Annotated in this window: 22 protein-coding genes; 20 read left to right on the top strand and 2 right to left on the bottom strand. The window is 37.5% G+C overall.

The window, feature by feature from the left end; translation table 11 throughout:
* Positions 1-7 precede the first annotated feature (7 nt).
* From AACH31_RS04680 to AACH31_RS04755, 16 genes are all read left to right on the top strand, one after another.
* Complete coding sequence (locus tag AACH31_RS04680) at positions 8-787, top strand: endonuclease/exonuclease/phosphatase family protein (protein WP_202618729.1); 780 nt, start codon at positions 8-10, stop codon at positions 785-787.
* A gap of 1996 nt (positions 788-2783) precedes the next feature.
* Positions 2784-4292 carry a carboxypeptidase M32 gene (locus AACH31_RS04685; protein WP_338617964.1) on the top strand — a complete coding sequence of 503 codons (1509 nt, stop codon included), beginning with the start codon at positions 2784-2786 and terminating at the stop codon, positions 4290-4292.
* Positions 4293-4380: 88 nt separating this feature from the next.
* Positions 4381-4863, top strand: a complete 483-nt coding sequence (locus AACH31_RS04690; protein ID WP_161831648.1) for a GNAT family N-acetyltransferase — start codon at positions 4381-4383, stop codon at positions 4861-4863.
* A 159-nt stretch (positions 4864-5022) separates the two neighbouring features.
* Positions 5023-6513, top strand: a complete 1491-nt coding sequence (locus AACH31_RS04695) for a glycoside hydrolase family 32 protein (RefSeq protein ID WP_237658904.1) — start codon at positions 5023-5025, stop codon at positions 6511-6513.
* 214 nt (positions 6514-6727) lie between these two features.
* Entirely contained in the window at positions 6728-7138 is a 411-nt protein-coding gene (locus AACH31_RS04700) for a methylglyoxal synthase (RefSeq protein ID WP_349769631.1), read from the top strand.
* Positions 7139-7166: 28 nt separating this feature from the next.
* Complete coding sequence (locus AACH31_RS04705) at positions 7167-7628, top strand: GNAT family N-acetyltransferase (protein ID WP_161831645.1); 462 nt, start codon at positions 7167-7169, stop codon at positions 7626-7628.
* Between the two features lie 348 nt (positions 7629-7976).
* Complete coding sequence (gene murI / locus AACH31_RS04710; protein WP_161831644.1) at positions 7977-8756, top strand: glutamate racemase; 780 nt, start codon at positions 7977-7979, stop codon at positions 8754-8756.
* 84 nt (positions 8757-8840) lie between these two features.
* Positions 8841-9287, top strand: coding sequence for a hypothetical protein (locus AACH31_RS04715; protein ID WP_161831643.1), 447 nt, complete (start codon positions 8841-8843; stop codon positions 9285-9287).
* A gap of 74 nt (positions 9288-9361) precedes the next feature.
* Entirely contained in the window at positions 9362-9565 is a 204-nt protein-coding gene (locus tag AACH31_RS04720) for a spore protein A (protein ID WP_161831642.1), read from the top strand.
* Between the two features lie 345 nt (positions 9566-9910).
* Positions 9911-11401 (top strand): ABC transporter permease, encoded by a 1491-nt coding sequence (locus AACH31_RS04725; RefSeq protein ID WP_338617966.1) that lies wholly within the window; start codon positions 9911-9913, stop codon positions 11399-11401.
* A gap of 2 nt (positions 11402-11403) precedes the next feature.
* Entirely contained in the window at positions 11404-12321 is a 918-nt protein-coding gene (locus AACH31_RS04730) for an ABC transporter permease (RefSeq protein ID WP_338617968.1), read from the top strand.
* Positions 12322-12333: 12 nt separating this feature from the next.
* Positions 12334-13437, top strand: coding sequence for an ABC transporter ATP-binding protein (locus AACH31_RS04735; RefSeq protein WP_338617969.1), 1104 nt, complete (start codon positions 12334-12336; stop codon positions 13435-13437).
* Positions 13391-14323, top strand: a complete 933-nt coding sequence (locus tag AACH31_RS04740; RefSeq protein ID WP_262950623.1) for an ATP-binding cassette domain-containing protein — start codon at positions 13391-13393, stop codon at positions 14321-14323. The genes AACH31_RS04735 and AACH31_RS04740 overlap by 47 nt, the downstream gene beginning before the upstream one ends.
* Positions 14324-14466: 143 nt before the next feature.
* Positions 14467-14985, top strand: coding sequence for an amidase domain-containing protein (locus AACH31_RS04745; protein WP_161831637.1), 519 nt, complete (start codon positions 14467-14469; stop codon positions 14983-14985).
* Positions 14986-15075: 90 nt separating this feature from the next.
* The gene (locus AACH31_RS04750) at positions 15076-15270 is read left to right on the top strand and encodes a hypothetical protein (protein ID WP_161831636.1); all 195 of its coding nucleotides are present in this window, start codon (positions 15076-15078) and stop codon (positions 15268-15270) included.
* 233 nt (positions 15271-15503) lie between these two features.
* The gene (locus AACH31_RS04755) at positions 15504-16340 is read left to right on the top strand and encodes an HAD family hydrolase (RefSeq protein WP_161831635.1); all 837 of its coding nucleotides are present in this window, start codon (positions 15504-15506) and stop codon (positions 16338-16340) included.
* A gap of 198 nt (positions 16341-16538) precedes the next feature.
* On the opposite strand, the gene feoB is transcribed toward AACH31_RS04755, so the two are convergent.
* Both feoB and AACH31_RS04765 read right to left on the bottom strand, forming a co-directional pair.
* A complete protein-coding gene (gene feoB, locus AACH31_RS04760) occupies positions 16539-18671 on the bottom strand; it encodes a ferrous iron transport protein B (protein ID WP_161831634.1) in 2133 nt (710 codons plus the stop codon).
* Positions 18672-18686: 15 nt separating this feature from the next.
* Entirely contained in the window at positions 18687-18923 is a 237-nt protein-coding gene (locus tag AACH31_RS04765) for a FeoA family protein (protein ID WP_161831633.1), read from the bottom strand.
* 295 nt (positions 18924-19218) lie between these two features.
* Here AACH31_RS04765 and AACH31_RS04770 point away from each other — a divergent pair, with 295 nt between their 5' ends.
* The 4 genes from AACH31_RS04770 to xseB all read left to right on the top strand — a co-directional run bounded on the left by AACH31_RS04770 (position 19219) and on the right by xseB (position 21932).
* Positions 19219-19590, top strand: coding sequence for an Asp23/Gls24 family envelope stress response protein (locus tag AACH31_RS04770; protein ID WP_161831632.1), 372 nt, complete (start codon positions 19219-19221; stop codon positions 19588-19590).
* A gap of 250 nt (positions 19591-19840) precedes the next feature.
* Positions 19841-20320 (top strand): transcription antitermination factor NusB, encoded by a 480-nt coding sequence (gene nusB, locus AACH31_RS04775; RefSeq protein WP_161831631.1) that lies wholly within the window; start codon positions 19841-19843, stop codon positions 20318-20320.
* A gap of 16 nt (positions 20321-20336) precedes the next feature.
* Positions 20337-21686, top strand: coding sequence for an exodeoxyribonuclease VII large subunit (xseA, locus tag AACH31_RS04780; protein ID WP_161831630.1), 1350 nt, complete (start codon positions 20337-20339; stop codon positions 21684-21686).
* An 18-nt stretch (positions 21687-21704) separates the two neighbouring features.
* Positions 21705-21932, top strand: a complete 228-nt coding sequence (gene xseB / locus AACH31_RS04785) for an exodeoxyribonuclease VII small subunit (RefSeq protein WP_161831629.1) — start codon at positions 21705-21707, stop codon at positions 21930-21932.

Consider the following 21932-nt stretch of genomic DNA (forward strand, 5'->3'; position numbering starts at 1 on the left):
GAAAATTATGACATTTAATCTCCGTTCTGATTCAGTTTTAGATGGTAAAAATCGTTGGCGTCATCGGAAGGAGATTGTGTGTGATATTTTAGAAAAATATAGTTGTGACATTATTGGTCTTCAAGAAGTAACCGTCAAGATGCGGGCAGACCTAGAAAAAAATTTGAAAGGATATCAGATTATCGGAAGGCCAAGGAGTAAACGATTCTTTATTGAGCATAATAATATCCTTGTCTCAACCAAGCATACGATTTTAAGCCAGGAGACATTTTGGTTATCTAGAAATCCTCAGAAAGTTGGAAGTTCCGTATGGTATTCTATTTTTCCGCGAATTTGTACAACAGCAAAAATCAAATTAAGCACGGGAGAAGTAGTGAGGGTGTATAATACACATTTAGATTGTTATCTATCTCCTGCAAGACAGTATGGGTTGAAAAAAATTATGCGCTATATTGAAAAGCAGCATGCTTTAGAAAAACTACCCGTGATTCTTATGGGAGACTTTAATGCAAATCCCCATCACCGTGTCATTCAAACAATCTTTGGTGAAAAATACAATACGCAACAATTGGTTGCTGTGCAGGAAAAAGATCCGAAAATTTATCATCAGGCAACAATGGGACGGTTTAAAGATCGTGAGCGTGGAATGCATTTAGATTACATCTTTGTTTCCCCTGAGTATGAAGTTGAGCGAACACAGATTATCAAAGATAATCAAAATGGAAGATTTCCATCGGATCATTATCCATTAGTAGCAGATATTTGTTTGCAAAGAGGTAATGGATAGAAAAAGTTAATATCCAATTTTGACACGGAAAGAACACATCTTATTTAAACAAGTGTGCCATAATAGAAATTGTCTTGAAGAACAGGACACTACCCCAACAAAAATATTATAAAGTTCTCCCCAAAAAAAACTTTATAATATTCTCTCTTTTCATCCCAATATTTATAAAGCATCCCCAAAAAGAAATCTTATTTGATTTCTTTTTTTATTTGTTAAAACTGAGGGGGGGAAGAGACACAAGTTTTTATATGGCAATAATGCGGTAGAAGATAAAGGATCATCTTAAGAATTAAACATCTTTCGAGGAAAGGAAGAGCCGTTAGCCTGTATTAACTAGACGCCTGCGGTTATTTAGCCCTAACTATTCGACAGTATAAAACAAAAAACACAAAAAAACACATTTCAAAGTGCAAATATGCTATAATAATAAATGTCTTGAAGAACAAGACACTACCCTAATTAAAAAATTACGAAGTTCTCCCCAAAAAAACTTCGTAATATTCTCTCTTTTCATCCCAATATTTATAAATCATCCCCTGTTTTAAGAGGCTCGTAAGAGCCTCCTTTTTTTATCATGCTTGAGATAGTAAAGAAGGAGTTCGTGTGTGGAACTTTATCATAACAAGGCTGCTTATTTACTCTCAACGTTTATCGACAATAAAAGAGAAAAAACACAAAAAAGACACATTTTGAAATGTAAATATGCTATAATAATAAATGTCTTGAAGAACAAGACACTACCCTAATTTAAAAATTACGAAGTTCTCCCCAAAAAAACTTCGTAATATTCTCTCTTTTCATCCCAATATTTATAAATCATCCCCTGTTTTAAGAGGCCTTAGGGCCTCCTTTTTAATTGGTAGAATAAAACACGAAAAAGACACAACAATAGATAGAGAGTATGGCATAATAGTGAATGTCTTGAAAGATAAGATACTATCCTAATTTAAGAAGTTATGAAGTTCTCCCTAAACAACTTCATAATATTTTCTCTTTTCATCCTGATAGTATAAATCATCCCCTGTTTTAAGAGGCTCATAGGAGTCTCCTTTTTTTGTAGAGAAGATTGAAAAAGGGCGAAAAAACACAAAAAGGACACATGGTATCAAAGAGTTGTGTTATAATAATAAATGTCTTGAAGAACAAGACACTACCCTAATTAAAAAGTTATGAAGTTCTCCCAAAAAACTTCGTAACATTCTCTCTTTTCATCCCAATATTATAAATCATCCCCTGTTTTAAGAGGCCCGAAGGGCCTCCTTTTTTGTGTGAAAAAATGAAACCGATGGGTAAGTTAAGAAGAGAGGCGATCATGATTAGACGATATTGTTGTTTCATTATTGTAGAATCTAGCTATAATGGTGATAAAAAACGACAAAAAAAACACAAAAAGGACACATTGTGTAAAAGGATTGTGTTATAATAATAAATGTCTTGAAGAACAAGACACTACCCTAATTAAAGAATTACGAAGTTCTCCCCAAAAAAACTTCGTAATATTCTCTCTTTTCATCCCAATATTTATAAATCATCCCCTGTTTTAAGAGGCTCGTAAGAGCCTCCTTTTTTATGTAGGTAAGAAAAATTTCCAATTTTAAAAATAATATTTAGGTTGAAATGTGAAATGATTGGTATGGGACTAAGACCTGTGTTTACCATGGGAAGTTTAATGATAGGTATGTGGGGATAGAGTGATCGTTTCTTATAACGAATTAATCTTTTTTGATAAAAAGCGACAAAGAACACATGAAAGACACATTTTGAAGTACAAATATGCTATAATAATAAATGTCTTGAAGAACAAGACACTACCCTAATAAAAAGTTACGGAGTTCTCCCCAAAAAAACTTCGTAATATTCTCTCTTTTCATCCCAATATTTATAAATCATCCCCTGTTTTAAGAGGCCCGAAGGGCCTCCTTTTTTATATTTGAAAAAACCCCAACCAAAAATAGAAAAATATGGTAAAATATTTAAATAGAAGAAAAGAGGGGGAATGATCTTGGATAGAGAAAAAGCATTGAGGTTTTTAAAGGAACAAAGAAAACTCATGAATTATATGAATTCGACGTTAAGTGTTGTGTCGTGGGATACTGAGGTAATGGCTCCTGAGGAAGCAATCGATTATCGAAGTGAAGTGATTGGGTACTTATCGTCTAACTATCATCAGTTAACAACGGATTATAGAATTGAGCAAGCTCTGGGTGTCTTATTGAGTGAAGAGGATAAATTTAATCTGTATGAGCAACGCTTGATTGAAGAGTTTTATAATATTTATTATAAAAATAAAAAAATACCGGAATCCCTGCAAAAGGAATTATCGATGGCGACAGCGATAAGTAATAAATCTTGGAAAAGGGCGAAAGAAAAAGGTGATTATGAACTTTTTAAACCCCATCTTGCGCGTGTTATTGATTTGTTAAAACAGCAAGCAGTATGCGTGGGGTACGAGGGGCATATCTATAACGCCTTTTTAGATAACTTTGAAAAAGGGATGACAGTAGAGGAGTTGGACGAGATTTTTGCTGACCTTAAAGAGGGGCTTGTTAAACTTTTAGCGGAGTTAAAGGAGGCAAAGCAACTGTCATTCCGTCGGCCTAAAGGGCCATTTTCAAAAGAATCGCAATCTCAGTTGGCGTTATATATACTCAACCAAATGGGATATCGCATCCATGAAGCAGGGCGACTTGATGAAACAGAGCATCCTTTTACAGCTTTTTTAGGGCCCAAAGATATAAGGATTACCACACATTATTATGAAAATTCAATTGAAGGTGCGTTGTTTAGCACGATTCATGAAGGCGGGCATGCTATTTATGATCAAAATATGCCTCATGATTGGGCAGAATATGGGGTGAATGAAGCGCCATCGATGGGACTTCACGAATCTCAATCGCGTTTTTACGAAAATATAATTGGGAGAAGTTTACCATTTTGGAGAGCTTATTTTCCAAAATTACAAGAGTTTATGCCGTCTTATCAGTCGGTTTCTTTAGAGGAGTTCTACCAAATGATAAATGAGGTATCTCCTTCGCTTATTCGGACGGAGGCAGATGAGATAACCTACTCGTTACACATTATTATTCGCTATGAAATTGAAAAATTAATGGTGAGTGGAGAGGTTGGCATTGACGAACTTCCAATGATTTGGAATCAAAAGTATAAAGAGTACTTAGGCGTGGAGCCGAAAAACGATGCAGAGGGATTAATGCAAGATGTCCATTGGGCTGAAGGGATGATCGGTTACTTTCCAAGCTATGCGCTAGGAAACCTATACGGCGCTCAGTTTTATCATCAGATGAAAAAGGAACTTCCACAACTTAAGGATGAGATAGAATCAGGGAATTTATCAATTGTTTTTGAATGGTTGAAGCAAAATGTTCATTCGTATGGAAAGGTGTATACCCCTGGACAATTGGTTGAACATGTGACCAAAGAGCCGCTTAATCCTAAGTATTTCTTAGATTATTTGCGTGAAAAATATCTAAATTTATATCATCTATAATATTGAATTAATGCTTTAGCCCTTTGTGGCATATAATCCAACGAGGTTTCCGATCGTCGTTGGATTTTTTGTATAATGGGGGGATAAAATGAAAGTAAAAGTGAGGCGGATGAGCGAGATAGATGCGTTAAAAATATTGGTATGGCATTACGCTCCTCCTTATAGTTGGTATGATTTTGAACAAACAAACTCAGATTTTCACGTGTTGTTAAAAGATCAGTATTATTGTGTAATTGGTGAAGAAGGTGAGTTAATAGGTTTTTTTTGTTACGGAACGGCTGCACAAGTTTCTTTAGGAGTAGAGCAAGGGTTTTATCGGGATCAGGATTATTTAGATATTGGGTTGGGGATGAATCCCCTGCTGTGTGGTAAAGGTTACGGGGCTCGCTTTTTTTTAATAGGAATGGACTACGCAAAACATCAATTTGGTTTTAGTAAATTTCGGTTAACTGTAGCCTCGTTTAATCAACGGGCAATTAAAATGTATTTAAAGGTAGGTTTTGTAGAGATAGGTAGATTTATTGTTTCGACTTATGAATTTATTGTAATGATTTATGAGAGGGAATCTTAAAAGGAAGGTTCCTTTTTTTGTTTAAAATATAGTAAAATTTTAATAAAAAAGGTTGATAAAAAAATAAAGTTATTATAAAATAGAATCATAAGTAAAACGCTTTTAAAAAAGAGTGTTCTTAAAGAAATGGGAAATAGAAGGAGTGAAGGCTTCGTGTTAATGGAAAAAGAATTGTTTATTCAGGGAACAAGTGAACCGTTACAGCAGGCACGTGAATATGTGGAAAAGAAAAAAGACGAGATTATTTCTTTAAAGGATAGAAATAGATTTCATCATATGCCGGAAGTTGGGTGGATGAATGATCCTAACGGATTTTCAGTTTATGATGGGGAGTATCACCTGTTTTATCAATACTTTCCTTACGATGTTAAGTGGGGGCCGATGCATTGGGGGCATGTGAAGAGTAAAGATTTAATCAAGTGGGAATACCTTCCGGTTGCTTTAGCGCCAGATCAATCTTATGAAACAGGAGGATGTTTCTCAGGAAGTGCGTTCGAGGTGGATGGAAAACATGTATTAATGTATACCGGACACACTAATCCTAATCCAGAAGATGAATCGTATGTTAGACAGGTTCAATGTTTAGCAGTTGGGGATGGGGTAAATTATCAAAAATATATTCAAAACCCAATCATTAAAACAGAGGAAATGCCTCCGCATTCTAGTTTAACAGACTTCCGTGATCCAAAAGTTTGGAAAAAGGGAGAGACATACTATTGTATCTTAGGAAGCAAGAGTGATGAAAATAGTGCTCGTGTTTTACTATATAAGTCAGAGGATTTAATTCACTGGACATATGTTGGTTTAGTCGGAGAAAGTAATCATGAGTTTGGTTACATGTGGGAGTGTCCAGACTTCTTCCACTTAGATGGAGAAGACGTCTTAATTATGTCGCCACAAGGGGTACCTGAAGATGAGTTTAGACATAAAAATACGAATACAACGGTTTATTGTTTAGGACATTTAGACTATGATTCCGCACATTATGATTTCCGTAAGATGGAAGAACTTGATTATGGATTAGATTTTTATGCACCTCAAACAACAGAAAGTTTGGATGGGCGCCGTTTAATGATTGCTTGGATGCAATCTTGGCATCGCAATATGCCAACTGATAAGCAAGGTTGGGTGTCATCGATGACGCTTCCGCGTGAATTAACGGTAAAAGATGATATTTTATATCAGTGGCCTGTTCGTGAAATCGAAAACTATCGTACTAATTTAGTTCGTTTTGAGGACTTGTTAGTGACAGGTGTTCAACAGTTAGCAGGCGTAGAGGGGCGTCATATCGATATGGACTTGACAGTAGAGTTAAACGATGCTCAACGTTTTGAAATAAAAGTGATGAAGGGCGAAAATCAAGAGACAACAATCGCTTACGATGTTGATCGTGAGGTGCTAAGTTTTGATCGTCGTCAAAGCGGAAGTGGCATTGAGGGACTTAATTATCGTGAAATGCCTGTTCCATTAAAAGATGGAAAATTATCACTCCGTATCTTAATGGATACTTATTCAGTTGAGTTGTTTGCGCAACAAGGGGCGCATACGATGACATCAACTGTATATGCGGATTTAACATCAACACAAGTGGAATTTGCAAGTGATAAAGAAGTTAAATTAACCATTAATAAATGGGATTTAGCCGTATAGAAGATGTAGATCGTCTTAAAAAAGAGTTCCCCCCCTATAAAATGGTAGATAAAGTAAAAACAAACTTTATCTACTTCTCTTTTTTATTGTAATGAAAGCTCATAAAATATCTAACTGTGTTGATTTTTTTAGATTGAAATAAATGGAATTTTAAAAATAAAGGTGATAGGATAGGATTATGCCTAACTAGAATCATGAAATGAGGGTGAATGGTTTGAATTTAAATGTTGCATTAATCGCACATGACCGAATGAAGGATCAAATGGTGAATTTTTGTTTTGCATATGAATCTATTTTAGAAAAATATGGATTGTATACAACAGGAACGACGGGAAAGCGTATTGAAGAGGGAACGTCACTAAAAGTAAATAAATTAGCTTCAGGTCCGCTTGGAGGTGACCAGCAAATTGGGGCGATGATTGTCACAGAGGAGATTGATTTAGTCATCTTTTTGAGAGATCCTTTAACGCCACAACCTCATGAGACGGATATTTTAGCATTAATTCGTTTATGCGATGTCCATGCTGTTCCTATTGCAACAAATTTAGCATCGGCAGAGATCTTTATTAGAGCACTTGATCAGGGTGATTTAGATTGGCGAACATTAAGAAAAAATAATAAGTAATGGCTATAGTTTTATAGGGGGAGAACGTATGTTAAAAGTTGTAAAGGTTAAAAAAGATTCTGCTGTGAAGGAATCGGCTATTCCATTTATTGAGGAGACTTGGAAACAAAATAGTAATTCCTCGGATGTTTATCTGAAGGAAAACGGTGTTAAATACTCTGAAGATCGATTAGAAAGTTTTTTTGTTTTAATTCAGGATGATCAAATCATTGGTTATTGTGATTTTATTGAAAATGCTCCGTTAACGGATACAATTGAAGGTCCTTGGGTGAGTTCAGTGTACATGAAAATAAATGATCGCGAAAATAACTATGGGCAGTTATTAATTAATCACGTCCTTCATTACGCCCAATTGCAGGGATATTCTAATGTATATTTATTAGCGAATTCGGGTGATTATTACCGGGAGCAAGGATGGACGATTTTAGAAAATAACGTTAAACAAGGAAGCCAACAAATTTTGATAAAAGAATTAACTGAGAGATGTTAATTATTTTTTAATGCCACTGAGTAACCGGTTACCGATTTTTTATTCTTGAGGTAACCGGTTACTTCTATAACAAAAGGAAGGGGAATCGTCCCCTTCCTTTTGTTATAGAAAGCTAGAATAGAATTTTTTAAAATGTTGAAGGCGTATGAATTTGATGGCGCGGCATTAAAAGCTCTTTATTCTATATATTAATATGGGGGGGATAAAAAGTGTTAATTAAGAATAAAGTTTTAAGGATGAGTCGTCGTGGGGAGGTAGTCAAGGAAGGTTTTTTCGTGATATAATGCACATAAAACAACATAGAAGCTAAATAAAATTTTAGATGCCTAAAGTGTAGGAGAGGTTAACATGAAAATTGGATTTTTTGATTCAGGTATTGGAGGGTTAACTGTTTTAAGCGAAGCTTTAAAACGCCTTCCTCATCATGAATATCTATATTATGCAGATACTGAACATGCACCTTATGGGAAAAGACCTAAAGAAGAAGTGTTAATGTATGTGTTAGAGGCCGTTGACTTTTTAGTTCAACAAGGAGCACAAATGATCGTTATTGCTTGTAATACAGCGACAAGTATCGCTATTACAACGCTTCGTGAGAAGTATGATATTCCTATCATTGGGATGGAACCGGCGGTAAAACCAGCCATAGAGTGTGTGAGTGACGGTTCGAAGCGGGTCTTAGTCACTGCAACACCGTTGACATTGAAAGAAGAAAAGATGCATGAACTGATTCAGCGAATTGATGGGAAACATCAAACGGACTTACTTCCATTACCCGATTTGGTTCGTTTTGCCGAGGCGCTAGATTTTTCAGATCGAACAGTGCTTCCGTATTTAGAAAAATGTTTAAGTCCGTTGGCGGTGAACCAGTATGGAGCCGTTGTTTTGGGATGTACTCACTTTCCACTTTTTCGTGCTCAGTTTGAAAAATTGTTTGAATCGACGGTTCATATCGTTGACGGAAGTTCGGGGACAGTTTCACGTTTAGAACAATTAATGCGAGAAGAAAAAGCAATAGAATCAAGTGATCCAAAGGTGAAATTTTATCAGTCAGGGAAAGAGGTTCAATCAGAAAAGGATTTAGTGAAATTTACACGTATTCTCGCTCAATTAGATGGAAGTAAATAAAAAGAGTACATTTAGTCATATGAAGGAACGTTTAATCATAGATTAAGGTGAGAGATCAGATTACTTGAAAAATGTGGTGATACTATGGATTTTCAAAACGTGAATCCCGAGTTGTTCATCGTGGTCGGTGAGTTGCTGGGTAACGTTCTTTCAAATGAGTTACCATTTAATGTACAAAATGCCGTGGGCAACTGGTTACAACTTGTTGGACAAGCGATTGAAACGTATAATGCGCAGCAGCAATATTATCAGCAAGGACCCGGGCGATATTTTACACCAGATAGTTTTAATGTAGATAATCCTCATTGTCAAAATAAACAGGGAAGTTCTAATCAGACTTCCTCCAATCAAGGGGCTTCATCTGAAGATGACGTATTGCCTAAATCTTCAAGAGCGTCGACTGACTCAGGTTCAACACCAGACATTGAACATCTTGTGCGCTTACAGGAAACGGTTGAATTACTAATGTCACGTTTAGAACAATTAGAAAAAGAAATAAAAACTTTAAAAGAGATGGATAGGGGAAAATAAACTCGTGTTAAATGGATTTTTAACATGAGTTTTTTTGTTTTGGGTATATTAATAACTGTTGGAGGTGATTATTCATGAAACATTGTAGTCATCAAGGGTTAAAAGGTGGAAATCAATTTTCTGATGTTGAGTTTGCGTCTGAGTTTGCCTCAAAAGAATCATGTTTAGATCAAGAGGCACAACATGCCTTTTTATCAGCTAAAGCTGGCGGAATGATTACGAAACGATTAGTAGAAGTCGGAGAAAAGATGCTAATGAATCAACAAAAAACGAAGTAACGTCTGTTGAATGAAAAAATAAAGGACAGAATTCCGTTCATTGTAACGGTTGTCCTTTTTTATTTGTCCATAGATGTTAAGAGCTAGGAATGGGGAAACATGAATTTTGACGAAAGGTTTAACAAAAAATATGAAAAAATGCTATCGTATTTGGTATAAAATAATAAAAAAATTATAAGTAGAAAAGGGGTTGAACGGGGGAATAGCTACAGGTAGGGGTCGGTTTTTTAGGGCCTTTCAAACATCCGTCAATGAGAGCTTGGCAGGATGATAACTGGGTAAAGGGTGATGATCATCAAGCTGGATGACTCAGTTTAAATAAAAGGTGAAGGGGGAGAAAGCTGAGTGAGACGATATTTAATTAAAAGATTTTTAAGATCATTGTTGTCGATTTTTATTGTTATGACGATTGTTTTTACGCTTGTTTATTCGGTAGTCCCTCGTGATCGAGTCTTTTTTTCAGATGTAAATATAGAAAAGTTGCAAAAAAGACCGGATGATTACTTGAATTATAAATATATTCAATGGGAAAAGTTGGGTTACTTGAAGTATGAGACGATTCAAGATTATTGTAGAGGACTTTACGGCGACGCGAATGGAGAGTATGTTCGTTGTTTATTACCGGACTCAAGTGAAACAAAAGAGTTTGTATCTTCTAAACAAGAGGAAGGATGGGAAGTATCCTTTTTTGAAGAATCCGGACAGGCTTATTCATTTGAAGAGATTTCACCGTTAAAACGTGCACTTAATTGGTGGGCCAACTTAATTCAAATTGATTCGCCTAATCGGGTAAAAAGTGAAGAGGCGATCCTAAAACGCCAAATTTATGTTGGAAAAGATTTTAATGATCGTCTGGCATTGATGTGTTCGGGGTGCGAAAATAAATACTTAATATATTTTGATCAAAAGTTTCCGTTTATCCATCAAAATATAGTCAAACTAAATTTAGGAGTTTCTTATCCAACGTATAGTGGACAGGAAGTATTAGAGGTCATTACGAGTTCTCAGGGAGAAAAGGTGAAACAGGAGCTTAAAGAACCTATTAATGGCCAAGAAGCTAGTTCGATTAATTATTACACGTGTCGATATAAGGAAACGTTGGATGCCCTAGAGAAGAAGAACTTCAGTGATCATTATGCAGATTGCGATGCCATTCGAACGGATCCATCCATGATGAAGATTTCGTTTATTATGGGATTTATCTCGCTTGTGTTGACTTATGTGATTGGCTTGCCGCTTGGGGTTTATATGGCGCGCCATCAAGGTCGGTGGGGAGATCGTTTGGGGCAGTGGTATATCATCTTCATGAATGCCATTCCTGGTCTTGCTTATATTGTTTTTATTCGCTTTATCGGTGGAAAATATTTTGGCTTACCTTCGATGTTCCCGATGTTAGGGGCAGAAGATCCAAGGTCCTACATTTTACCTATTTTGTCGTTAACTTTAGGTGCTACAGCTAGCCGCATGATGTGGATGCGCCGCTATATGATTGACCAAAGCCAGATGGATTATGTCAAATTTGCACGTGCAAAGGGACTTTCAGAGCGCGAAATTTTTTCAAAACACATTTTTAGAAATGCGATCATTCCTATGGTTCATGGAATCCCTGCAGCCATCATTTTTTGTATTTCTGGCGCCTTAATTACCGAAGGGGTTTATGGAATTCCAGGAATGGGTAAAATTTTACCCGATTCTATCTCGATTTATAATAATTCGATGGTGGTAGGGCTAACGTTTATTTTTACAACTTTAAGTATTCTATCGACATTTTTAGGGGACTGGTTATTGACTAAAATTGATCCACGGATACGTCTTGAAGATAAGGGAGGGAATTAACGGTGCAAGATTCACGTTTTGAATTTGTCGCAGTAGATGCACGGGTAGCTGAAGAGATTGAGGCCCCATCTTATTCATATTGGCAGTCTGTTTCAAAGCAATTTTTTAAAAAGAAGAGCACGGTTATTTTGTTATTACTGATGGTCGTTATTATACTTGTTGCCTTAATTCAACCAGAATTATCAGGCTATGATCCGATGAATTCCCCTAATATTAATCGTCCAGAAATGAGATTTCGAGGGATTTCATTACAATATCCTTATGGAACAGATGGGGTTGGAAACTCAGTTTGGGATGTTGTTTGGGCGGGGACTAGAACCTCGTTATTAGTTGGATTTATTGTTGCTTGTATTAATACATCGATTGGCGTTGTTGTAGGGGCCGTCTGGGGATTTTCAAAGGCCATTGATAAAGTGATGATTGAGGTCTTTAATATTATTTCAAGTGTTCCTTATATTTTAATTGTCACTGTTCTTTTGTATACGTTTGGAAGGGGATTTTGGCAATTAATTTTAGCCATGTGTTTGACGGGCTGGTTATCGACGGCTTATTTTATTCGAACACAAGTGATGATTATTCGTGATCGCGAATATAATCTCGCTTCATCTTGTCTTGGGACACCGATGTTGCGTTTAGTTAGTCGTAATATTTTGCCATACTTGCTATCCGTTATTATGACGAATGTATCTCTAGAAATTCCAGCGGCTATTTCAACAGAAGTCACGTTATCATTTTTAGGAATTGGTTTGAACGTGGCTGTTCCGTCTCTTGGAAGAATGATTAACCAATATGCCAATTATTTTAATGGATATCCCCACTTATTTTGGGCTCCTGTTTTAACATTGGCGTTAGTGACGATTTCTTTATATGTCATTGGTCAAACATTAGCAGACGCTTCAGATCCAAGGACACATCGATAAGGGGGATGAGTTATGAAAGGTAGGGACACTATTTTATCCATTCGAGATTTAGAGGTCACCTTTAAAGTGCGAGACCGCCAACTTAAAGCTATTCGCCGCATTTCATTTGATTTGTATCGCGGGGAAACACTTGCAATTGTTGGGGAATCTGGATCTGGAAAGTCTGTGTTAATGAAGTCGCTAACAGGAATGTTGGAATCTAACGGGACGGTTAGCGGTGGAAGTATTCGTTTTTTCGGTGAGGAGCTTGCTCAAAAGAAAAAACCGCGGGAATGGGAGTCGATTCGCGGGGCTAAGATTGCGACCGTTTTTCAGGATCCGATGACCTCACTTAATCCGGTTCGTACGATTGGATCGCAAATTGTAGAGGTGATGATGAAGCATCAACGTTGTTCACGAAAGTGGGCGAAACAGTTGGCGATTGAGCTAATGGAACGTGTCGGAATCTCAGAAGCTGCCGAGCGATTTGATGCGTATCCTCATGAGTATTCAGGCGGAATGCGCCAGCGGATTGTGATCGCGATTGCGTTAGCTTGCCGTCCACAAATTTTAATTTGTGATGAACCAACAACGGCTTTAGATGTGACCGTGCAAGCCCAAATTTTAAATTTAATTAAACAATTACAACAAGAGGAAGGGTTTACCACCATTTATATTACGCATGATTTAGGGGTAGTGGCCAATGTGGCTGATCGGGTAGCTGTTATGTATGCAGGACAAATTGTAGAGTACGGAGAGGTAGAGGAGATTTTCTATGAATCGGCTCATCCGTATACGTGGGCGTTGCTTTCTTCGCTTCCACAATTAGGTCAAAAGGGAGAACGTTTATTTTCGCTTCATGGGACACCGCCTTCTTTATATCATGACATTGTCGGGGATGCATTTGCTCCACGTAATCAGTATGCGATGCGTATTGATTTTGAAGAAGAGCCGCCTTTTTTTGAAATTACACCGACTCATTATGCAAAAACGTGGCTATGTGATCCGCGAGTTCCATTTTTTAAACGCCCAAAAGCGATTGAAGGGCTTCATCAGAAGATGGTAATGATTTATCAAGGAGGAAATGTTAGTGGGAACAGAGAAGAAAGAAGTTTTAGTTTCAATCCGCGATCTTGAAATTAAATTTGATGAGTACGTCGCTGTATCAAATGTGAATTTTGATATTTATAAAGGAGAGACATTTTCGCTTGTTGGGGAATCCGGTTCAGGAAAAACGACCATTGGTCGGGCTTTAATGCGTATTCATGAGACATCGAAAGGGGATATTTTCTTTAAAGGAAAAAAGATTAATCAAAAGGTGGGGGCGCGTCTTCATAAAGAACTCATCAAAAAAATGCAAATGATTTTTCAAGATCCCGCTGCTTCTTTGAATGAACGAGCGACTATTGATTATATTGTATCTGAAGGGTTGCGAAATTTTCGTCTTTATAAAAATGAAACAGAGCGTCAACAAAAAGTTCGTGAGGCGCTATTGTCTGTTGGTCTCTTGCCTGAACATTTAACGAGATATCCTCACGAGTTTTCGGGAGGACAACGCCAACGGATTGGAATTGCCCGTGCGATGGTGATGGAACCTGAGTTTATTGTAGCTGATGAACCGATTTCCGCACTTGATGTTTCCATCCGCGCGCAAGTTTTAAATCTGTTAAAGAAGCTCCAACAAGAAAAAGAGTTAACTTATTTATTTATTGCGCATGATTTATCGGTTGTGCGTTTCATTTCCGATCGGATTGCTGTGATTCATAAAGGTAAAATTGTGGAGTTGGCAGAAGCAGAAGAATTATTTTTAAATCCGCTTCATCCGTATACGAAATCATTACTTTCAGCGATTCCGATTCCAGACCCACGCCTTGAAAAAAATAAAAAATTAGTGGTCTATACAGGGGAAGAACATGATTATTCAGAGGATTTACCGAAATGGAAGGAAATAAAAGCGGGTCACTTTGTATGGGCAAATGATGCGGAAGAAAAAAGATATAGAATGCAAATGAAGATAGGATAATAAAAAAACCGATTGAAACACGTGGTAAACCCAATAGGTTAGAATTTTTAACTAACGTATCGGGATTGTTGCGAAAAATCATCGGTTTTTTTGTTTTAATTCTACAGGAGTGGAATAAGGTATAAAGAGGGGAGGAGTAAGGCATGCAACTAAAACGTTACAACCGACAAAAGGCTATTGATTATGCTAGAAAGTGGGCGCTTGATCGTAATAGTGTTTATCACGATTATGAAAATTACGGTGGGGATTGTACGAATTTTATTTCACAGTGCTTACGGGCAGGAGAAATCCCGTTTGATGAATCAGGAAGTGATTCGACTAAGAAATGGTATTGGTATAGTGATGCAAAGCGGACACCTTCCTGGACGTCAGCTAAACCATTTGAAACTTATTTGATTGGCAATAATAAACAGGGAACGAAAAACTATGGTGTTTATGCCACGTTTTGTCGTTATGAGGAGTTAGAACTTGGGGACCTTGTGCAAAAGCGCATTAATGGTGTCCTTACCCACACGATGATTGTGACTTCAAAAGTTTTCGATGTGGACGGTGAGTTAACAGATTACTTAATCTGTCAACACTCGTATGATTTGAAAGACTTTCCACTCTCTCAAAAAGATGGCGTGCATAGCTACATTAAAATTCATGGGTATTATGCTTAACTCATTTATCTAAAGGTATCATGCATAGTTTCGATGAAATATCGCACACTACTAAAGTCAGAATTCGACAAGAAAGTGAGGCGGTATTTGATGAGTTGTAAATGTAATGGAAAATGCCATGAAAAAGGAAAAAAAGCTAAAAAATCGGAAGCAAATAATCAATGGTGTGGAGCGTCTGCCGTTGGAAATACAGATGACCATCAAATGAAAACCGAATTTAGTAACGAATGGGCTTCAACCAATAAAATGGGAGCCGTCAATCAGGAAACTAAAAAATCTCATTAAGACGAAAAGGCCCCAACAGGGGTCTTTTTATAAACGTTTGAACGAGGTAAGGTTTGTTTTTAGGACGCCTATACACGTTAGGTGAGAAATGATTAGATGTTAACATAGAAGGTGATAAGGCCTATTGTCGCACGAGGTATCAGAAACTTGTCATAAAATAAGAGGATTTTTCTTGGTGTCTGATAGCTTTTTTAGTATAATTAAAATTAACAACATGAAGGAAGGGTGAGGACATGGAGTTATTTGTTTCGGATTTAGATGGGACATTATTAAACAAATCGAGTCAAGTCTCATCAAAAAGTCGTGAAATCATTAATGACTTAATGAAAAAAGGGGTAAAGTTTACGGTTGCAACCGCACGTACGCATGCGACGGTGATTGATTTACTTGAAGGATTAGAAATTAATATGCCGATTGCGATTATGAACGGCGTAGGAATTTATGATTTAAAAAATAGAAAATACCTTGAAATTGTTGATATGGATAAACAAGCAGTTAAGGAAGCGATCACGATCTTTGATCAATGTCACTTAGAACCGATGATTTACGGAATTTGTGAGGATCAATTATCCGTTTTTTATCGTCAACTTCCAAACATTGCAGCACAAACATTTTATCATCAACGTAAAGATGCGAAATTAAAAACATTTAAACAAGTTCATTCGTTCGAAGAGGTCATTCAAACGAATAAAATCGTAAATATGCTTGTTTTTGATCGATTAGAAATCATTGAGGAAGCCTATCGCCGTGTCCAATCCATCGACGGAATCAGAGCGACCTACTATCGTACGCGTGAAGAAGGATACGGGTATATGGAGCTTTATAGTACCAATGCTTCAAAGGCAAATGGAATTAAGGCGTTAATGAAATATGCTGACTTTGAGAAAGTCATTGGATTTGGTGATAATCTAAATGACCTCCCGATGTTTGAGTTAGCCGACGAGGCGTATGCACCTGAAAATGCGGTTGACGAAATTAAAAAAGTTGCAACGGGTGTTATTCGTCACCACGATGATGATGCGATTGCACTGTATTTACAAGAACGTTACGAAGATCGCCAAAAATCGTAAAGTTTTTGATGACTCAGGTGAAAGGCTCCCCTTATTCATTAGAGGTTTTATAGAACGAATGGCGCTATATTTAAAAAGACACCGATGTACGTCCCTTTGCGGGTAAACATCTGTGTCTTTTTCTTTTTTCGTGCGTGTGATTTAAAGGGGGAATTTTTTAAAAGCGCGACTTCTAGGGCATGAGTGAGGGTCCTCCTCTTACACCCAACCAAAGAGTTGAAAAATGAGCGTATTGATGAAACAGAGTAAAAATCCAATAAGCGTTGGAATGAGGAAAGCAAGAATCGCCCATTTATATCCACCCGTTTCTTTTTTGATTGTCATGAGGGTTGTCGAACATGGCCAATGGCAAAGCGTAAAGAGTAAAACATTGATCCCGGTCAGTAATGTCCATCCATGCTCAGTTAAAATTTGGCTAAGGGAAAGAATGCTATCAAATTCAACCATCACGCCACTCGATAAGTAAGACATGAGTAGAATAGGAATGACAATTTCATTTGCAGGAATCCCTAAGATAAACGCCATTAAAATAAATCCATCAAGTCCAATTAACGTCGCAAAGGGATTGAGAAAGTTTGCGATATGGGTTAAAAGACTCAAATCGTTAACATAAAGGTGATTTAAGCACCAAATCATGATCCCCGCTGGAATGGCGATCATCACGGCACGTCCTAAGACGAAAAGTGTTCGATCAATAATAGACGTGTAAAGAATCCGACCAAGTTGGGGTGTACGATAGGGAGGTAATTCAAGGGTAAAAGAGGAAGGGACGCCTTTAAGAATGGTTTTTGATAGAAGGTAGGAGACGCCTAAAGTGATGAAGACGCCTAAAATAACAATCAGACCTACAACGAGGGCACTCGCAAGTGTTCCATTGATGGGACCAAGGTCCACATTTAAAAGGAGGACACTCGCGATGGCGATAATGGTCGGAAAACGTCCGTTACAAATCATAAAGTTATTCGTTAAAATGGCGATTAGTTTTTCACGAGGGGATTCGATAATCCGGCAACCAATGATCCCGGCGGCGTTACAGCCAAACCCCATACACATAGTCAGGCACTGTTTTCCATGAGCACACGCTTTTTTAAATAAATGATCTAAGTTAAAAGCGACGCGTGGTAAATAACCTAAATCTTCAAGGGCTGTAAATAGCGGAAAGAAGATGGCCATAGGGGGGAGCATCACAGAAATAACATTGGCAAGTGTCTGATAAACACCGTTTAAAAGCAATTCATATAACCATTGGGGGGTGTGAATGGCCGTTAAAAAATGGCTGATGTAACGGCCGAGGAACGCAAAAAAGTTAGATAGAAGTTCGGATGGAATATTGGCTCCTGCAATCGTTAGCCAAAGAATTCCTAGTAAAAGCAAGAGCATTAAAGGAATGCCAAAGCGCTTAGAGGTAATCCAGGTATCAATTTTTAAATCCCGCTCACGTGCTAACTGTTGTTTGTCGAGTAAATAAACATAATTTCGTTTGATTTCTTCGGCTTTAGCGTAACTGATCTCGGTCAAGTGATCTCGAATTTCATCTTTAGCTAATGATCGAGGTAATGTTTTTTCAATTTGAATTAATTCATCCGCTTCCTCTGGACTTAAATAGCGGTTCATAGATTGGTAAATACTTTCGTTTCCATCGATCAGACGAAGGGCGAGCCATCTGGGATTGAGATTTTTATAGTTGTTAGCGAGAAGGGGAAGGAGTTGGTGGATATGACGCTCTGTCTCTTCGTTATATGTAAGGGGTTGGTAATCGAAGGGGTAGTTATTGTTAATGATTTGATCAAGGGTTGTGGTCAGTTCATCAAGTCCTAATTTACTGCGGGCTGAGGTTAAAACAACAGGGACTCCTAGTTCTTGTTCAATGGCACGACGATCGACAACGATTCCTTTTTTTTCTGCCTCATCAATCAGATTGATGCATAAAATGACTCGGGTCGTGAGTTCCATTATTTGAAAGGCAAGGTGTAAATTGCGTTCAAGGGCAGTGGCATCCGTGACAACGACAACTGCATCGGGTTGTCCAAAACAAATGAAATCTCTTGCCACTAACTCTTCTTCCGATGTGGCGAATAAAGAGTAGGTTCCAGGTAGATCAACAAGCACGTAATCATGCTCCTTCGTTTTAAATTCTCCCCGGGCATTTGTCACCGTTTTTCCAGGCCAGTTTCCTGTGTGTTGGTGTAGCCCTGTCAAAGCATTAAAGACAGTACTTTTACCGGTATTTGGGTTACCTGTAAGGGCAATGACGAACTGATCTTCGGTTTTATCGATGGCGAATAAATCTTGTAAGGCTTCCCTTTTGGTTGAACGATAGGTTAATCCCATACAAATTCCTCCTTATCAATCATGAATTGGTTGAACCATAATCAAGCTTCCCTCCTCCTCGCGCAAGGCAATCATTGCACCTCTAATGTTATAGACCGTTAAATTATTTTTAGGGCCTTTTTTTATCACATCAATTAAAGCCCCAGTTGTGACACCAAGGGCCAGTAATCGCTCACGTAAAACACCTGTTGCGATAAGTTTAGCGACTTTAACCGTTGTTTGGCATTCAACTTCGCTTAATTTTTTCAGCATAGTCATCACTCCATTACTTGATTTAATAGGGCTAACGTTTATCTAAAAGGAAATCGATCCAAAAGGATTAACTATTTCTTTCACGAGTCATTAAATAGGGGGGGGGATAAATTTTAGCCGCGGCTAACAGATGAAAGGCTAGTCGGTATAGTATATGAAGCTTCATCAAATGGGTGATAGTAAATGGACATTCTTCTCATTTACAGTTTTTTCTTTCCTGCAGGGATAGTATTTGCACAACGGTTCAAACTATAGTATTATTATAGTAGTTGCATATGATTGGAGGAGAATGGTGATGGCTGTTTCAAAGTATTATCGTATTGACGAAGCAAATCAAGAAATTGGGAATATCGAAATTCATTCACAGGTTTTTGAAGTGATTGCTCACAATGCGACAGCAGAAATTGATGGAGTTTCAAAAATGTTTGAAAGTATTTCACAATCAATTGCCGATACATTTAACAGTAAAAAACATCGAAATGGTGTTGAAGTTGAGTTTGATGAGAATGGATTAGTTGTAGATGTTTATGTGAGTATTAAAGTGGGATACGCAATCAATGAAGTTGCGGAAAAAATCCAAAAAAATATTCACCAAATGATCTATCATATGACAGCAGTTAAAACATCAGAAATCTATGTTCATGTCGTTTCAATTGATTTTGAATAAAAATAAACCACTTTCAGTGGTTTATTTTTATTTTTTTCGGCAAAATTTTAATAAATATGATAACATATATAATTGAAACTTGAAAAAATAGTATACAATATAAATATGTCCAGATGAATTTATCAGTTAGAGTTGGACCAAAGGGTTTGAGTGATAAGAAAACGACGTGGGTTTTCTAACTCATGAACCATTTATTTGTTAGTTGATAAATTGAACAACTTAGAAGATTTGAATAGAAAGAGGGATTTGTGTGATTCGTCATGTATTACGTCAATTTGCAGTACAAACATTATACCAAATGGAAGTTGGGAAGATGACTAAAGAAGAAGCCATCGAAAATGTTGAACTAGTAGTTGAAGGATTAAAGGAAGAAGCGCTAGAGCTTGTAGCAGAAGAGGTTACACCACATCAAATTCTTGAAATTGAACGTCAATTTAAGTTAGAAGATTTTTATTTTGAATTGGTTGAAGGTGTATTGGCTCATCAACAAGAGTTAGATGAATTAATTGAGGCTAACTTAAAAGGATGGAGCTTTTCACGTTTAAATAAAGTAGACCGCGCGATTTTACGCTTAGCTGTTTATGAAATGAAATTTTGTCAGGAGACTCCTCATAAAATTATTATGGATGAGGCCGTTGAATTAACGAAGGAATTTTCAGATACGGGAGATGGAAAAGCCCGTAGTTTCAATAACAAAGTATTAGATCAAATAAGTAAGCATTTAGCTTAAGTAGGATGTGGGATGGATGGAGCAAAGGCAACCCTTAACCGTTAAAGCGTTAACGAAGTACATTAAGTTAAAGTTTGATTATGATAAGAATCTGCAGCATCTCTTACTTAAGGGGGAGTTATCGAACGTTAAACGGCATTCACGTGGGCATCTTTACTTCACGCTAAAAGATGACGAGGCACAAATCAATGCCGTAATGTTTGCGAGTGCCGCCTCACATTTAGAATTTGTTCCAACGGAAGGGATGCAGGTCATCGTGAAGGGGCACATTACCGTTTATGAAGCGGGAGGAACCTATTCGCTATACGTAAAAGAGATGACCGAAGATGGAATCGGAAATCTCTATGTCGCCTATACCCAACTAAAGGAAAGACTAGCAACAGAAGGCTTATTTGATGCTCGCTTTAAGCAAAAAATCCCTGATTATCCTCAGGCAGTAGGTGTCATTACTTCTCCAACAGGGGCGGCAATCCGAGATATTATATCGACCATCAAGCGAAGATTTCCAATGGTCACCATTTATGTTTATCCTGCCCTCGTTCAAGGAGAACAAGCAGAGGCCTCAATTATTTCTTGTATTAAACAGGCCAATGCGATGAATCTAGTGGATACATTAATTGTCGGTCGTGGAGGCGGGTCCATTGAGGATTTATGGGCCTTTAATAAGGAAGGAGTCGCACGGGCCATTTTTGAGTCAAAGATTCCTATTATTTCGGCGGTCGGGCATGAGACAGATTTTACGATTGCAGACTTTGTTGCCGATCATCGCGCTCCAACCCCAACCGGCGCGGCGGAGTTAGCAGTTCCTAATTTACCAGACGTTTTAAAACATTTAAATCAGCTAAACGCACGCTTAAATCACAACTTTAATTTGCAGTTTAAACAGAAAAAGGATTATCTTACTCAACTTTGCAATCATTATATTATGAAAAATCCCGCGGCGTTATTTGAACAGAGGCTGATGTATGTGGATCAGTTGAGTGAAAAGTTGAATTATGTGTTGCAGGATCAACTGACAAGAAATCAAACAAAATGGTGGACGTTGCATCATCGACTTCTCCAATTAGATCCTAAAGCTAGCGTTGACCAAGCCAAGCAGTCCTTACTCCTTCAAGATCAAACATTGCGGCAATTAATGCTTCAACACCTTTCTCAATCGAAACAAGATTATACGGTTTTACTAACTAAACTTGAGTTACTAAACCCCTTATCCATTTTAAAAAAGGGGTACACCGTCTTGACGAATGATAAAGATGAGATGGTTACGACTGTTCAAGATATTTCTGTGGGACAGGACCTCTTAATTTCATTAGATGATGGAAGGGTAAGAGCATCCGTGAAGGAAATTGAAACAAGTGAAAGTTAATAAAGAGGTGATGCAAAGATGAGTGAAACAAAATTAAACTTTGATGAGGCGTTGCGCCAATTAGAACAAGTGGTTCGTCAATTAGAAGCAGGGAACTTGCCATTAGAACAGTCAATCGATCTTTATAAAAAGGGGATGTTACTGTCTGGTGAGTGTCATCAAAAGCTGCAACAAATTGAATCGGAGGTTGCAAAGCTTGTCGATCCAACCGGAGCCATGACTGATTTCGAGGTATCGGGGGAATAG

Origin of the sequence: Turicibacter faecis (assembly GCF_037076425.1) — a bacterium.
Taxonomy (GTDB): domain Bacteria; phylum Bacillota_I; class Bacilli_A; order MOL361; family Turicibacteraceae; genus Turicibacter; species Turicibacter faecis.